General features: G+C 63.1%; 15 protein-coding genes and 1 riboswitch. Of the genes, 12 read left to right on the top strand and 3 right to left on the bottom strand.

What is annotated here, in order from left to right; translation table 11 throughout:
* The first annotated feature begins 144 nt into the window (after positions 1-144).
* Positions 145-1,254 (top strand): tRNA epoxyqueuosine(34) reductase QueG, encoded by a 1,110-nt coding sequence (gene queG, locus B7L71_RS07045; RefSeq protein ID WP_081136967.1) that lies wholly within the window; start codon positions 145-147, stop codon positions 1,252-1,254.
* 6 nt (positions 1,255-1,260) lie between these two features.
* Here the strand turns inward: queG and orn are convergent, their stop codons facing one another.
* Positions 1,261-1,854, bottom strand: a complete 594-nt coding sequence (gene orn, locus B7L71_RS07040) for an oligoribonuclease (protein WP_081136965.1) — start codon at positions 1,852-1,854, stop codon at positions 1,261-1,263.
* A gap of 146 nt (positions 1,855-2,000) precedes the next feature.
* On the opposite strand from orn, the gene rsgA reads away from it, so the two are divergent.
* From rsgA to asd, 3 genes are read left to right on the top strand one after another with little or no spacing between them, the layout of a single operon-like run.
* Positions 2,001-3,026, top strand: a complete 1,026-nt coding sequence (gene rsgA / locus B7L71_RS07035) for a small ribosomal subunit biogenesis GTPase RsgA (protein WP_026001635.1) — start codon at positions 2,001-2,003, stop codon at positions 3,024-3,026.
* Positions 3,027-3,079: 53 nt separating this feature from the next.
* Positions 3,080-3,919, top strand: a complete 840-nt coding sequence (locus tag B7L71_RS07030; RefSeq protein ID WP_081136963.1) for a sulfurtransferase — start codon at positions 3,080-3,082, stop codon at positions 3,917-3,919.
* Positions 3,920-3,971: 52 nt separating this feature from the next.
* Positions 3,972-4,814: an archaetidylserine decarboxylase gene (gene asd / locus B7L71_RS07025; protein ID WP_081136961.1), complete on the top strand. Its 843-nt coding sequence runs from the start codon at positions 3,972-3,974 to the stop codon at positions 4,812-4,814.
* Between the two features lie 22 nt (positions 4,815-4,836).
* Here the strand turns inward: asd and epmA are convergent, their stop codons facing one another.
* Both epmA and efp read right to left on the bottom strand, forming a co-directional pair.
* On the bottom strand, positions 4,837-5,817 hold the full coding sequence (epmA, locus tag B7L71_RS07020) for an EF-P lysine aminoacylase EpmA (RefSeq protein WP_016913435.1): 981 nt from the start codon (positions 5,815-5,817) through the stop codon (positions 4,837-4,839).
* A gap of 70 nt (positions 5,818-5,887) precedes the next feature.
* The gene (gene efp / locus B7L71_RS07015; RefSeq protein WP_016913434.1) at positions 5,888-6,454 is read right to left on the bottom strand and encodes an elongation factor P; all 567 of its coding nucleotides are present in this window, start codon (positions 6,452-6,454) and stop codon (positions 5,888-5,890) included.
* A 112-nt stretch (positions 6,455-6,566) separates the two neighbouring features.
* On the opposite strand from efp, the gene epmB reads away from it, so the two are divergent.
* The 8 genes from epmB to B7L71_RS06980 form a co-directional block, all read left to right on the top strand.
* Positions 6,567-7,589 (top strand): EF-P beta-lysylation protein EpmB, encoded by a 1,023-nt coding sequence (gene epmB, locus B7L71_RS07010; RefSeq protein WP_081136959.1) that lies wholly within the window; start codon positions 6,567-6,569, stop codon positions 7,587-7,589.
* Between the two features lie 209 nt (positions 7,590-7,798).
* Positions 7,799-7,917, top strand: a riboswitch (guanidine-I (ykkC/yxkD leader).
* Positions 7,918-7,975: 58 nt separating this feature from the next.
* Positions 7,976-8,473: a hypothetical protein gene (locus tag B7L71_RS17645; protein ID WP_249273196.1), complete on the top strand. Its 498-nt coding sequence runs from the start codon at positions 7,976-7,978 to the stop codon at positions 8,471-8,473.
* Positions 8,428-9,054, top strand: coding sequence for a hypothetical protein (locus tag B7L71_RS17640; RefSeq protein ID WP_249273195.1), 627 nt, complete (start codon positions 8,428-8,430; stop codon positions 9,052-9,054). Before B7L71_RS17645 ends, B7L71_RS17640 begins: the two co-directional genes overlap by 46 nt.
* Positions 9,055-9,127: 73 nt before the next feature.
* On the top strand, positions 9,128-9,955 hold the full coding sequence (locus B7L71_RS07000) for an ABC transporter permease (protein WP_081136957.1): 828 nt from the start codon (positions 9,128-9,130) through the stop codon (positions 9,953-9,955).
* A complete protein-coding gene (locus tag B7L71_RS06995; RefSeq protein WP_081136955.1) occupies positions 9,952-10,758 on the top strand; it encodes an ABC transporter ATP-binding protein in 807 nt (268 codons plus the stop codon). Before B7L71_RS07000 ends, B7L71_RS06995 begins: the two co-directional genes overlap by 4 nt.
* Positions 10,755-11,477 carry an urea amidolyase associated protein UAAP1 gene (locus B7L71_RS06990; protein WP_081136953.1) on the top strand — a complete coding sequence of 241 codons (723 nt, stop codon included), beginning with the start codon at positions 10,755-10,757 and terminating at the stop codon, positions 11,475-11,477. Before B7L71_RS06995 ends, B7L71_RS06990 begins: the two co-directional genes overlap by 4 nt.
* Before the next feature lie 10 nt (positions 11,478-11,487).
* Positions 11,488-12,126 (top strand): urea amidolyase associated protein UAAP2, encoded by a 639-nt coding sequence (locus B7L71_RS06985; protein ID WP_081136951.1) that lies wholly within the window; start codon positions 11,488-11,490, stop codon positions 12,124-12,126.
* Positions 12,127-12,205: 79 nt separating this feature from the next.
* Positions 12,206-13,859, top strand: a 1,654-nt coding sequence (locus tag B7L71_RS06980; RefSeq protein ID WP_139790079.1) for an ATP-binding protein, incomplete at its 3' end; no start/stop codon positions are given.

Below are 13,859 nucleotides of genomic sequence, written 5' to 3'. Positions count from 1 at the left end.
GGTACTCAGTTTGGACACGGTCTCTCCTTAGCGGTTGCCATGCGCCGGGGCGCTGCCGTCGTGGTGACACGGCAGCACCGTGCATGTCGTATGAAAGCGTAATGGGTTAGCATAGCGCGCCTGTCGCGCCAACGTTGATCAACCATGCCACCTTCCTCTGATTTTTCACTCTCTGCCGAGCAACTCCAGCAACTCGCCGAGCGGATCAAGCGCTGGGGGCGCGAGCTGGGCTTTCAGCAGGTCGGCATCACCGACACCGATCTTGCCGTCCACGAGCGCCATCTCGAGCGCTGGCTGGAACAGGGCTACCACGGCGACATGGGCTTCATGGCCAAGCACGGCACCAAGCGCACCCGCCCGGCCGAGCTGGAACCCGGCACACAGCGGGTGATCAGCGTGCGCATGGACTACCTGCCCGCCGACGTTGCCACCACCAAAGTACTGGGGCAGCCCCAGCGTGCCTATGTATCGCGCTATGCCCTGGGGCGCGACTACCACAAACTGATGCGCAAACGGCTGGCCCAGCTGGCACAGCAGATCGAGCAAGAGGTGGGCGCCTTTGGCTTTCGCGCTTTCGTCGACTCGGCCCCGGTCATGGAGCGTGCCCTGGCCCAGAAGGCAGGACTTGGCTGGTTCGGCAAGAACGCCATGCTGCTCAACCCCCAGGCTGGCTCGCTGTTCTTTCTCGGCGAGCTGTATACCGACCTACCCCTGCCCGTGGACCCGCCCTTCGAGCGAGAGCACTGCGGCAGCTGCAGCGCCTGCCGCACGGCCTGCCCCACCGGCGCCATCGTCGATGACAAGGTCGTCGATTCGCGCAAATGCGTCTCCTACCTGACCATCGAACTGCACGGCGCGATCCCCGTGGAGTACCGCCGGGCCATGGGCAACCGTGTCTATGGGTGCGATGACTGCCAGCTGGTCTGCCCGTTTACTCGCTTCACACGCCCGACCCAGGAGCAGGATTTTGCTCCGCGTCACGATCTCGACCGCGCCTCGCTCGTCACTCTGTTCGGCTGGAGCGAGGCGGAGTTTCTCGACAAGACCGCCGGGAGCCCGATACGCCGCATCGGCTACGAGCGCTGGCTACGCAACCTGGCGGTGGGCCTGGGCAATGCGCCCTGGAGCCGTGACGTCGAAGCCGCCCTGTGGGCACGCCGCGCCTACCCCAGCGCGCTGGTCCGCGAGCACGTGGTCTGGGCACTGGCAGAGCAGCACCAGAAGCGTGGAGCGCGCATCGCGACGCAAGGCTGAAAAACGTCAGCGCGGATCAACGCTGCTGTCGCTGCCGGGCGCCACGCGCAGGAAGGTGCTGCGATAGTGGGCAAGCTCGGCAATCGACTCCTTGATGTCGTCCATCGCCAAATGCACGTTGCGCTTCTTGAATCCTTCCAGCGCGCTCGGGTTCCAGCGCTTGGCCAGTTCCTTGACGCTGGACACATCCAGGTTGCGGTAGTGGAAGAAGCTCCACAGAGCGGGCATCTCGCGCTCCAGAAAGCGGCGATCCTGATGGATGCTGTTGCCACACATGGGCGATGAGCCAGGCACCACGTAGCGGCTCAAAAACGCCAGCGTCTGCTGCTCGGCCTCTTCGGTACTCACCTGGCTGGCCTTGACCCGCGCCACGAGCCCCGACTCACCGTGGGTTTTCTGATTCCACTCATCCATGGCCGCCAGCAGGCTGTCCGGCTGCTTGACGGCAATCACCGGCCCTTCGGCCACCACGTTGAGATGCGCATCGGTGATCAGCGTGGCCACTTCGATGATGCGCTCCTTGTCCGGCTCCAGGCCGGTCATCTCCAGATCGATCCATACCAGCAGGTCGCTGCGCGGGGTGACGGCTTGCTCACTCATTCGTCTCATTCCTTGGCCAAAGTCGCTCCAACACGAGCGATGTGCATAAAAGTGTCGCTTATATTGCCTTGCACCGCACCCCGTAGGGGACAGTGGGTGGCTCAGGTGGTTACAATGCCTGCTATTGTAACGATCATCGGGTGGTCATGAGCAAACGTAAATTAAGCCGTCAGCAGCAGTGGCGCGTCGAAAAAATTCAGGCCGAGCGCGCTCAGCGGGCGGAAAAACGCGACGCGCGGGATGCCGAAAAGCTCTCCGCCGGGGAGTATGGTCCCGAACAGCCAGGCCGTGTGATGGCCCACTTCGGCCGCACCCTGGAAGTCCGCGATGCCGACGGCACCCCGGTACGCTGCCATCTGCGCGCCAACCTGGAAGGGCTGGTGACCGGCGACCGGGTGATCTGGCGAGCGGGTCAGGATGGCTCTGGCGTCGTGGTGGCCCGAGAGGAGCGCGACACCATCCTCAAACGCCCGGATGCCAGAGGGCAGCTCAAGCCGGTGGCCGCCAACATCGACCAGCTGCTGATCGTCTTTGCGGTGGAGCCCGCGCCGCACCCCAACCTGATCGACCGCTACCTGGTCGCCGCCGAGGCCACCGGCATCACGCCCGTACTGGTGCTCAACAAGACCGACCTGCTGCCGGAAGGGGGTGGCGAACTTGGCCAGCTGCTGGAGCGTTACCGCCAACTGGGCTATCGGGTGGTGCGTACCACCACGGCCAACCCTGACGGCCTGAACGCCCTGCGTCAGCAGTTGGAGGGCCGTACCTCGGTGTTCGTCGGCCAGAGCGGGGTAGGCAAATCCTCGCTGATCGATCTGCTGCTGCCGGACGAGACCCTGCGCATCGGCGCCCTCTCGGAAGATTCGCGCAAGGGGACTCATACCACCACCACCGCCAGGCTCTACGCCATGCGCAGCGACGAAGTGCACGACGGCGAGCTGATCGACTCCCCCGGCATCCGCGAATTCGGGCTGGTGCACCTCGATGAACAGGAAGTGACCAACGGCTTCATCGAGTTTCACCCCTACCTGGGCCAATGCCGTTTCAGGGATTGCCGCCATCGCAATGAGCCCGGCTGTGCTTTACTGAATGCCGTCGAGGCGGGCAAGATTCACCCAGAGCGCTTTACCAGCTACCGACGCATACTGGATAGCCTGAACACCCAGGCCTGACGGCTGACGCCGATGGCTCAGATTACTTTCATTGCAGGGACAGGGAGCCGACCATGACCAACAGCCACTCCTCCGAAACCAACGTGCTGCCACTGATCGTCGAACCAGAACAGCTCGTCGAGCATCTGGGCGACCCTCAGCTCTTGATCGTCGATGTGCCACTGAATGGCGACAGCTACCGGCAGGGGCACGTGCCCGGCGCCATCTACCTCGACTACCGCTATCTGATGCGCGGCGAGGGCCCGGTCCCCAACGACGTGCCTTCCGTGGCGTTTCTCTCGCAGCTGTTCAGCGCCATGGGCCTGACCCGTGATACCCACGTGGTGGCCTACGATGACGAGGGTGGCGGCTGGGCCGCTCGCCTGCTCTGGACGCTGGAGCTGATTGGCCATACCCGCTACTCCTACCTGAATGGCGGCATTCATGCGTGGCGCGACGCGGGCCTCGAAGAGAGCACCGAGCCCACGGCCCCCACGCCCAGTGACTATCAGGCCGACATTCTCAATCCTCAGGCCGCCATCAGCCGCGACGAGATTCTCGACAAGCTGAACGACAAGCAGTTCGCCATCTGGGATGCCCGTTCGAAGGCCGAGTACGACGGTGAGCGTGGCAACAACAAGCACCTGGGCCACATTCCCGGCGCGGTGAACATGGATTGGGTAGACGCCATGGATCGTCAACGCGCGCTGCGCATTCGCGACTACGCCGAACTGATCACCGAACTGGGCGCGCTGGGCCTGACACCGGACATGGAGATCGCCACCCACTGCCAAAGCCACCACCGCAGCAGCTTTACCTGGCTGGTGGGCAAGGCCCTGGGCTTCAACATTCGTGGCTACGCGGGCTCCTGGGGCGAATGGGGCAATCGCGACGATACCCCCATCGAACGCTGATGACTGCCATGCGCCAACGACACTCAACCGACATCGAGACAAAGACACCACTGTGACCGTTTCTCAAAAAGCCTTTTCGCTACTGCAGTACCCACTGCCCCATCACGCGCTTTCCCGGCTGACGGGCAAGGTCGCCGCGTGCGATCAACCACGGATCAAGAATGCCGTCATCAAAGCGTTCATCAAACGCTTCGACGTGGACATGAGCCAGGCACTGGAACCGGACCCTACCGCCTACGCCACGTTCAACGACTTCTTCACCCGGGCGCTGAAGCCCGATGCCCGCCCCCTGGGCGATGGCATCCTCAGCCCGGCCGACGGCACTCTTTCGCAGTTTGGCCGCCTGTGCGCTGGCGACATTGTGCAAGCCAAAGGGCATCGCTATTCGGTGCATACATTGCTGGGGGGGGACGATGCGCTGGCCCAGGAGTTCATGGCAGGCAGCTTTGCCACCGTGTACCTCTCCCCACGGGATTACCATCGCGTGCACATGCCGGTGACCGGTGCGCTGCGCGAAATGATCTACGTGCCGGGGCGGCTGTTCTCCGTCAATCAGGCCACCGCCAACTACGTGCCCGGCCTGTTTGCGCGCAATGAGCGTCTGGTCTGTATCTTCGATACCGAGCATGGCCCCATGGCCATGGTGCTGGTGGGTGCCATGATCGTGGCCGCCATCGAGACCGTCTGGGCAGGCCAGGTGACCCCGCTGGCGGGCACGCCCCAGCGGATGGTCTTCGGCCAGCCCATCGTGATCGAAAAAGGCGCCGAGATGGGCCGCTTCAAGCTGGGCTCCACGGTGGTCACCTGCTTCGCCAAGCCGATCACCTTTGCCGAGCATGAGCTGGGCGCCAAGGTGGCCATGGGCCAATCCCTGGCAACACCGCAGGCGTCATAGCCAGCGCCCGGCACGGCCAACCTCAACAGGCAGGGGTAGCAAACGCCAGTACTTCCTCCAGCTTCCCCTTGCCCAAGGCCTGCTGTATCAACCGGTCGATGCCCAGCGCGACACCGGAGGCAGCAGGCATTCCATGGGCCAGCGCGGCCAGCAGCCGCTCGTCCACGTCCACTTCGCTCAGCCCCAACCGACGACGCTCCTCGTTATCGCGGGCAAACCGCTGACGCTGTTCGTCGGCATCGGTCAGCTCATGGTAGCCGTTCGCCAGCTCGACCCCGTTCAGATAGAGCTCGAACCGCGACGCCACCCACTCCCCGTCGCTATCCTGATGGCGCTGCGCGAGTGCCGCTTGACTGGCCGGATAATCCACCACCACGCTCAGCTCCTGCTGGCCCAGGCGCGGCTCGATGACCATGCCCATGAGCAGATCGAGGCACGTATCACGCCCCTCTTCGGCCAGCGCCTTGGCGGGCATGCTGCCCCGCTCGGCCGCCACCAGACGCAAGGTGTCCAGCGACGTGGTGAAAGGGTCCACTTCCAGATGCGTATGAAACAGCTCACGGTAGCGGTAGTGCACCACCGGCCCAGGAGCATTGGGCATCACATGGGCGACCAGCGCCGTGGTCTCTTCGATCAGCTGGGCGAGCGAATAGCCCGGCTGATACCACTCCAGCATGGTGAATTCGATATTGTGCCGCGACCCCACCTCTCCATCACGAAAGCTCCGAGCCAGCTGAAAGATCGGCCCGCTTCCCGCCGCCAGCAGCCGCTTCATGTGAAATTCTGGCGAGGTTTGTAGCCACAGCTTGCGCTGGCCCTTGTCCGTGCGTGCCCGCGTCGCCAGCGACACGAGGTTGACATCGGTACTGCCCCCTTGCCCGAGGACGGGGGTCTCTACTTCCATGACATCGCGTGATACGAAAAAATGGCGCACTGCCGCCAGCAGGCGTGCACGCTCACGTAGCGTCTCCATGGATGCTGTTGGCTGCCAACTGGCCGTCATTCCCTTCTCCCTGACAACATAAAGCCACGCAGAGTGCGTGGCTTTGCTTACCGCTTGCAAGTGACGCCGATCAAGCGCGTGATACGTACTCACCGGAGCGGGTGTCGATCTTCAACACTTCGCCCTGGTTGATGAACAGCGGTACGCGTACCACGGCACCCGAGGAAAGCGTAGCAGGCTTTGAGCCGCCCTGAGCAGTATCGCCTTTCAGGCCGGGGTCGGTTTCGACGACTTCCAGCTCGATGAAGTTGGGCGGCGTGACCGAGATCGCCTTGTCGTTCCACAGCGTCAGAGTGTAGGGCACCTGCTCCTTGAGCCACTTTTCGGTCTCGCCCAGTGCTTTTTTCTCTACCGCGTACTGCTCGAAAGAGCCGTCGGTCTTCATGAAGTGCCACATGTCACCGTCGGTGTAGAGGTACTCCATCTCCAGATCCATGACGTCAGCGCCTTCCAGCGAGTCACCAGACTTGAACGTGCGCTCACCGACACGGCCAGTCATCAGGTTTCGCAGCTTGACGCGGTTGAACGCTTGACCCTTGCCAGGCTTGACCAGCTCGTTCTCGACGATCGAACAAGGATCGCCATCGAGCATTACTTTCAAACCCGCTTTGAATTCATTGGTAGAATAGTTCGCCATACTGCCTCTCAATGGTTCTATGGTGTGTTTCAGTCGGTGACGCGCGCAGCCCTGCTCCGCCGTCGTTAACCTTGTAGCCAAGTGCGCGCATGATAACCCGAAGGAGGGCTTTTTGCAGGAGAACATCATCATTGCCGGTCACTCGATATCCGACGAGGCGCCCGCCTCCTGGCAACGGCAACTATCCCGCGCCATTCGCGACCCGCAAACCCTCTGCCAGCACCTTGGCCTGGACGCCCAGTGGCAGCAAGAAGCCCAGGCGGGGCATCGCCTGTTCGATATCTGCGTGCCCGAGGCGTACCTGTCACGCATCGCGCCCAACGACCCTAGCGACCCACTACTGCGCCAGGTCCTGCCGCTGGCCGAAGAAGCCCTGTCGCCGCCTGGCTATGTCACCGACCCACTGGAAGAAGCCGAGCACCGCCCGGCCAAAGGCCTGATCCATAAATACACCAACCGCGTGCTGTTGATCGCCAGCCCGGCCTGCGCCATCAACTGCCGCTACTGCTTTCGCCGCCACTTTCCCTACCAGGAGCACGCGCCTTCGCGAGCCCAGTGGCAGGAAGCCCTTGGCTATATCCGCCAGGACAGCGCCATTCGGGAAGTGATTCTCTCCGGCGGCGACCCGCTGGCCGCCAACGACAGGCAATTGAGCTGGCTGGTCGCGCAGCTGGAAGAGATTCCCCACCTGCAGCGACTGCGGCTGCATACGCGCCTGCCGGTGGTCATCCCGGACCGGGTGGATGACCACCTGCTGGGCTGGCTTGGCAACACCCGGCTGCAAAAGGTAATGGTGCTGCACATCAACCACGCCAACGAGATCGACCAGGCCGTGGTCGCAGCCTGCGCGCGCCTCAAACAGGCGGGCGTCACGCTGCTCAATCAGAGCGTCCTGCTGCGCGACATCAACGATGACGTCACGACCCTGGCCACGCTCTCCGAACGACTGTTCGAGGCGGGGATACTGCCCTATTACCTGCACGCCTTCGACCCCGTACAAGGCGCAGCCCACTACGACGTCACCGACGAACGCGCCAAAGCGCTGGTCCAGCAGTTGCTCGAACACCTGCCCGGCTTCCTGATGCCCAGGCTGGTGCGAGAAGTACCGGGCAGGATGAGCAAGACGCCGCTGTAAGCGCTGACAACCGATACAGCGTGGTGCAAGCCCAATGATAACGCACCAAAAAAATGCGCAGACAAAAGCGACGCTGCATGCCTTGTTCGTCAGAAACGTCGCCAAACGCATGATTCACCGTCATTTTTAAGCAAGCGGCCAATATTTTGCTGTGTTCATGATGTTACACACGGGGTATTGGCCGCTATCGCAGCCGCACAATCGAGTTTCCAATAGATCGCTAGGGTTCCGACACCATCAACGAAACGCCCCTGATGGCTGTGGCTGGTCCGAGAGCGATCGACCTTGCAAGCGCAAGGTTACACGGCGGGATAAAAGCCCGGGAGGATAAGGCACAGTGATGCGCCGATGCCCCCTGAGTTTTTACTTAGCCGCTGGAGGCTCTCATGACCCGTTCCATCCGCACCCCTGGTAAATATCTGCTGGCCCCGCTCTCTGCCGCCCTGCTTGCCACCTCGCTGGCCCCCTCTTTCGTACATGCCCAGGAGCGTGATCAATTCAGCGTCTGCTGGTCCATTTATGCAGGCTGGATGCCCTGGGCCTATGCCGATGTCGAAGGCATCGTCGACAAATGGGCCGAGCAGCACGACATCGCTATCGACGTGATACAGGTCAATGACTACGTCGAGTCCATCAACCAGTTCACCTCGGGCAACGTCGATGGCTGCGCCATGACCAACATGGACGCTCTGACCATTCCTGCCGCCAGCGGCGTCGACTCCACCGCGCTGATCATCAACGACTACTCCAATGGCAATGACGGCATCGTGCGTACGAAAGGGGGCGGTGAGCGTGGCGGATATCGAAGGGCCGCCGGGTCAATCTGGTGCAGTTCAGCGTGTCTCACTACTTTCTGGCACGCGCCCTGGAGAGCGTTGGGCTGACCGAGCGCGACATCGAAACGGTCAATACCTCCGACGCCGATATCGTCGGCCTGTTTTCCAGCAGCAGTACCGAAGCCGTAGCCGCCTGGAATCCGCAGCTCAGCACCATCGCCGAGATGCCGGACAGCCAGGTGGTGTACACCTCGGCGGAAATCCCCGGTGAAATTCTTGACATGATGGTAGTGAACACCCAAACCCTGGCCGACTACCCCGCCCTGGGACACGCCCTGGTGGGCGCCTGGTACGAGGTCATGGCGCTTGTCGAGGCCAATGACGAGCACGCGCTGACGATCATGGCCGATGCCGCCGGCACCGATCTGGAGGGTTACCGTGCCCAGCTAGAGGCAACCTACCTGTATACCGACCCCGCCGAAGCCGTGGCGCTGATGGAAAGCCCCGAGCTGTTGGACACCATGGAGCGAGTGGCCGACTTCAGCTTTACCCACGGGCTGTTGGGCGACATGGCACCCAGCGCGGGCGTGGTGGGCATCGAAACGCCCAGCGGTATCTTCGGTGACGAGAGTAACGTGCAGCTGCGCTTCGATCCTTCCTTTACTCAGGCGTACCTCGACGCACAGTAACGAGGCCACGGTATTCGCCCCATGAAGCGGCGGCTCGCCGCTTCTGCCCCTTACTTACCTGGTGGACCCTGCCATGAAGCGCTTGATTAACCTGTCGCCCTCGCGCGGCGGCCGCTGGCTGCTGGGACTGGTGCCGTTTCTGGTACTGGGCATGCTCTACCTGAGCGCCTCCAGTGCTCGCCTGGCTGACAACCCCAACGACCGCCTGCTGCCTTCCCCTGGCAGCATGGCGCAGACCTTTCACCACCTGGCCACGGCCGAGAACGTGCGCACCGGCCAGATCGTATTGTGGACCGACACTTTCGCCAGCCTCGAAAGGCTGCTGATCGGTGTCGGTATCAGCGCGCTGATCGGCCTGGTGGTGGGCATCTTGAGTGGCGGCATTCCGCTGCTGCGCGCCAAGCTCTCGCCGCTGATCACGGTAACGTCGCTGATACCGCCCATGGCCATTCTGCCGATCCTGTTCATCGCCTTTGGCACCGGGGAAGCGGCCAAGATCGCGTTGATCGTGATGGGCGTGACGCCCTTTCTGATTCGAGACCTGCAGGGCCACGCCCTGCGCCTGCCAGACGAACAGTTGATCAAGGCCCAGACCCTGGGCGCCAGCTCCTGGCAAGTGCTGCTGAGAGTGCTGCTGCCTCAATTGACGCCTCGGCTGCTCAATGCCACACGGCTGGCGCTGGGCAGCGCCTGGCTGTTCCTGATTGCAGCAGAAGCGATTGCCGCCCAGGAGGGCCTTGGCTATCGCATCTTTCTGGTGCGCCGCTACCTCTCCATGGACGTGATTCTGCCCTACGTGGCCTGGATCACCCTGCTGGCCTTTGTGCTGGATCAACTGCTGGCCTGGGTATCACGGCTGGCCTTCCCCTGGTATCACGCCGATGAAGGAGACAAATCATGAGCCTGCTCTCCGCCCACCGGTTGGAAAAGCATTATGGCCAGCACGTGGTGCTGGAAAACCTCAACTTCTCCGTCGAGGAAGGCGAGTTCGTGACGCTGGTGGGCGCTTCAGGTTGTGGCAAGACCACCTTCCTGAAAATGCTGCTGGGCACCGAAAAGCGCTCCAAAGGCAGCCTGCTGCTGGATGGCCAGCCCATTCCTGACGAACCCGGCCCTGACCGAGGCGTCGTGTTTCAAAAGTACTCGGTCTTCCCCCACCTGACCGTCCTGGCCAACGTCATGATCGCCGAAGAGCTGCGGACTGCCCCGCTGCTGGGCAAGCGCTTTGGTGCATCCCGGCGGCGCGCCATCGAAGTGGCCACGGCGCGCATCGAGGAGGTGGGCCTGGGCCATGCGCTGCACAAGTACCCCCACGAGCTCTCCGGCGGCATGCAGCAACGCCTCGCCATTGCCCAGGCGCTGATGATGAAACCTCGGCTACTGCTGCTGGACGAGCCGTTCGGCGCGCTCGACCCCGGCATTCGCCAGGACATGCACGCGCTGATCACGCGGCTTTGGCAAGAACAGTCGCTGACCATTTTCATGATCACCCACGACCTCACGGAAGCCTTCGCCCTCGGCACGCGGCTGTGGGTCTTCGACAAGACTCGCCACGACCCCCAGGCCCCCGAGGCCTATGGCGCCACCATCACCTACGACCTGCCCATCGGCAAACAGGCCAACCGCGCACACTCCGCCCAGGCACTGAGTGACACGCTGGCGGAACGCGGTCTGACCACCCACGTACAGGAGACGCTGTCATGACAACCCACGCGGACTACGCCACGCACCTGCCCGGCGGCCATCACTGGTCCCTGCGCCTGCGCCGCGGCACCACGCTGACCCTGTCAGCCCAGCAGGCCAACAGCAACGTAGGGCTGCTCTGCTACAACCCGGAAAACCTGCTGGAGCGCCTCAACCTGCCGGATACCCTGAAGTGCCAGCACACTTTCAAACTCACCCAGGGCCACTGCCTCTATTCCGACATGGGCCGCATCTTTGCGTCGATCACCCACGACACCCTGGGTTGGCACGATAGCGTGGGCGGCAACCTGATGCCCCACCACCTTCTGGCCAAGGGCTGGCAGCCGGTGAGCTACCAGCAGGCCCATAATGACTGGACCCGCACCGGCCACGATGCCTTTCTCGTCGAGCTGGCGAAATACGGCCTGGGCCGACGCGATCTGGCGGCCAACCTCAACCTGTTTTCACGAGTCGAGAGCGATGACGCAGGCAAGCTGCGCTATGTCGACAACCACTGCCAGCCGGGCAGCCGCGTCACGCTGCGTTTCGAGATGGATACGCTGGTGTTGCTGCACACCTGCCCGCACCCCCTCGACCCCAGTTCGCACTACCCCCGTCGCGGCGTCGATATCGCGCTAGGCACGGCGGAGCCTCCCACCGAGGAAGACCCCTGCTACCGCTCACGGCCCGAAAACGCACGTGGCTTTGCCAACAATCGCCTCTACCACCTCGGCCTCTAAGGGGGACACCATGATCATCGAAAGCACCTTACGCCCTGAAAACGCCGTCCGCCGCACCACCGTCGAGGCCGGTGACCACTACATCGGCACCGTGAAGCGCGGCCAGACCCTGCGCATTCTGGACCTGGAGGGTAACCAGGCCGCCGACACCTTGTTCTTCAATGCCGACGATACCGCCGAGCGCTACAGCGCCATGGATACCGTGCGCGAACAAGGCGCGGTTTACCTGACGGCGGGCACCCGGCTGATGTCCAGTGAAGGTCGCACCATGCTGACCATCACCGCCGATACCTGTGGCCGCCACGACACCCTGGGCGGCGCCTGCGCCAGCGAAAGCAATACCGTGCGTTACGATCTCGAAAAGCGCCATATGCACTCCTGCCGCGACAACTGGATGCAGGCCATTGCCCGCTATCCCGAGTTCGGGCTGACCAAACGCGACATCACCCACAACATCAACTTTTTCATGAACGTGCCGGTGACGGCCGGCGGCGGGCTGACCTTTGCCGACGGTATTTCGGCCCCCGGCAAGTACGTCGAGATGGAAGCCAACATGGATGTCATCGTGCTGGTCTCCAACTGCCCTCAGCTCAACAACCCCTGTAACGGCTACCACCCGACGCCCATCGAGCTGCTGGTCTGGCAGTGAGGTCACTTTTCCTCCTGGGGACGACCCCAAGGGGCTGATTCATCTGCGGGACGGCCCGCCCTTCTTTGCAGGCACCACCATGTCCACGACACCGTTATTGTCCAAGGTATTGATTGCCAATCGCGGGGCCATTGCCGCGCGTATCCTGCGAACGCTGAACGCCCTCGGCATCCAGAGCGTCGTGGTATACGCCGACGCCGACCGCGATGCGCCCTACGTGCACCAGGCCGACGAAGCCTATTCGCTGGGTGAAGGCGGCGCCAGCGAGACCTATCTGAACATCGACAAGCTCATCGCCATTGCGCAGCAAAGCGGCGCCCGGGCGGTTCACCCCGGCTACGGCTTCCTGTCGGAAAACACCCGCTTCATCAGCGCCTGCGACACGGCCGGTCTGGTCTTCCTGGGCCCGACCGCCGAGCAGATCCGCCAATTTGGCTTGAAGCACGAAGCCCGCGCGCTGGCCGAACAGGCCGGTGTGCCGCTGGTCCCCGGTTCACCGCTGTTGGCCTCGCTGGAAGACGCCAAGGCTCACGCCGAGCGTATCGGCTACCCGGTAATGCTCAAGTCCACCGCTGGCGGTGGCGGCATCGGCATGCAGGTCTGCCACTCCCAGGCAGAGCTGGCACGCGCTTTTGATTCGGTGAAAGGTCTAGGCGAGCGCAACTTCGGCGATGGCGGCGTCTTTCTCGAAGCCTACATCGCCCGTGCTCGCCATCTGGAAGTGCAGCTGTTCGGCGATGGCCAGGGGCAGGTGATTGCCCTTGGCGAGCGGGACTGCTCCACCCAGCGTCGCCATCAGAAAGTCCTCGAGGAGTGCCCTGCTCCCAACCTGCCTGATGCCGTGCGGCGCTCCCTGCACGCCACGGCGGTGCAGCTTGGCCAGGCGGTCAACTACCGCAGTGCGGGCACCGTCGAATTCATCTACGATGCCGAACGCGAGGCGTTCTACTTTCTGGAGGTCAATACCCGCCTGCAGGTCGAGCACGGGGTGACCGAACTGGTCTACGGGGTCGATATCGTCGAGTGGATGGTACGCCTCGGTAGCCAGGCACTCCCCCCGCTGGCAAACCTGGCAGAGGGACTGCAGCCCCGTGGCCATGCCGTGCAGGCCAGGCTATATGCCGAAGACCCAGCGCACGATTTCCGCCCCAGCGCGGGGCTGCTGACCGAAGTCACCTTCCCCGAGGATCAGGGCCTGCGTATCGACCACGCCCTCGAAGCAGGCCTGGAAGTCACCCCCTTGTTCGACCCCATGCTGGCCAAGGTGATGGTCCATGCCGACACTCGCCAACAGGCCATTGCCCGGCTGGCCACGGCCCTGGAAGATGCCTCGGTATATGGCATTGCCACCAATCGCCGCTGGCTGGCCCATGTGCTGAGGGACGCCCGCTTCGACGCCGCCCAGATCGATACGCACTGGCTCACCCAGCTGGCATGGGCCCCTCCCGCCATGGAAGTTCTCAGCCCGGGCACGCTGACCACCGTGCAGGATTACCCGGGGCGTCAAGGCCACTGGGACGTGGGTGTTCCCCCATCTGGTCCCTTCGACGACTGGTCGTTTCGCTTGGGCAATCGGCTGCTGGGCAACCCCGACGAGGCCGCCGGGCTCGAAATCACCCTGAATGGCCCCACGCTGCGCTTTCATCGCGCCACCCAGATCGTGCTGGCGGGCGCCGAGCTGCCTGCCACCCTCGATGGCACCGCCATCTCCGGCTGGCAGGTCATCGACGTGC

It is taken from the genome of Halomonas sp. BC2 (assembly GCF_002078115.1).
Lineage (GTDB): Bacteria > Pseudomonadota > Gammaproteobacteria > Pseudomonadales > Halomonadaceae > Vreelandella > Vreelandella stevensii.
This window is presented reverse-complemented; position numbering and strand designations above follow the sequence as displayed.

Bases quoted from the DNA above. Each gene is read 5' to 3' on its own strand.
- queG (WP_081136967.1), top strand. From the start codon at position 145: ATGCCACCTTCCTCTGATTTTTCACTCTCTGCCGAGCAACTCCAGCAA.
- orn (WP_081136965.1), bottom strand. From the start codon at position 1,854: ATGAGTGAGCAAGCCGTCACCCCGCGCAGCGACCTGCTGGTATGGATC.
- rsgA (WP_026001635.1), top strand. From the start codon at position 2,001: ATGAGCAAACGTAAATTAAGCCGTCAGCAGCAGTGGCGCGTCGAAAAA.
- B7L71_RS07030 (WP_081136963.1), top strand. From the start codon at position 3,080: ATGACCAACAGCCACTCCTCCGAAACCAACGTGCTGCCACTGATCGTC.
- epmA (WP_016913435.1), bottom strand. From the start codon at position 5,817: ATGACGGCCAGTTGGCAGCCAACAGCATCCATGGAGACGCTACGTGAG.
- efp (WP_016913434.1), bottom strand. From the start codon at position 6,454: ATGGCGAACTATTCTACCAATGAATTCAAAGCGGGTTTGAAAGTAATG.
- B7L71_RS17645 (WP_249273196.1), top strand. From the start codon at position 7,976: ATGACCCGTTCCATCCGCACCCCTGGTAAATATCTGCTGGCCCCGCTC.
- B7L71_RS07000 (WP_081136957.1), top strand. From the start codon at position 9,128: ATGAAGCGCTTGATTAACCTGTCGCCCTCGCGCGGCGGCCGCTGGCTG.
- B7L71_RS06995 (WP_081136955.1), top strand. From the start codon at position 9,952: ATGAGCCTGCTCTCCGCCCACCGGTTGGAAAAGCATTATGGCCAGCAC.
- B7L71_RS06990 (WP_081136953.1), top strand. From the start codon at position 10,755: ATGACAACCCACGCGGACTACGCCACGCACCTGCCCGGCGGCCATCAC.
- B7L71_RS06985 (WP_081136951.1), top strand. From the start codon at position 11,488: ATGATCATCGAAAGCACCTTACGCCCTGAAAACGCCGTCCGCCGCACC.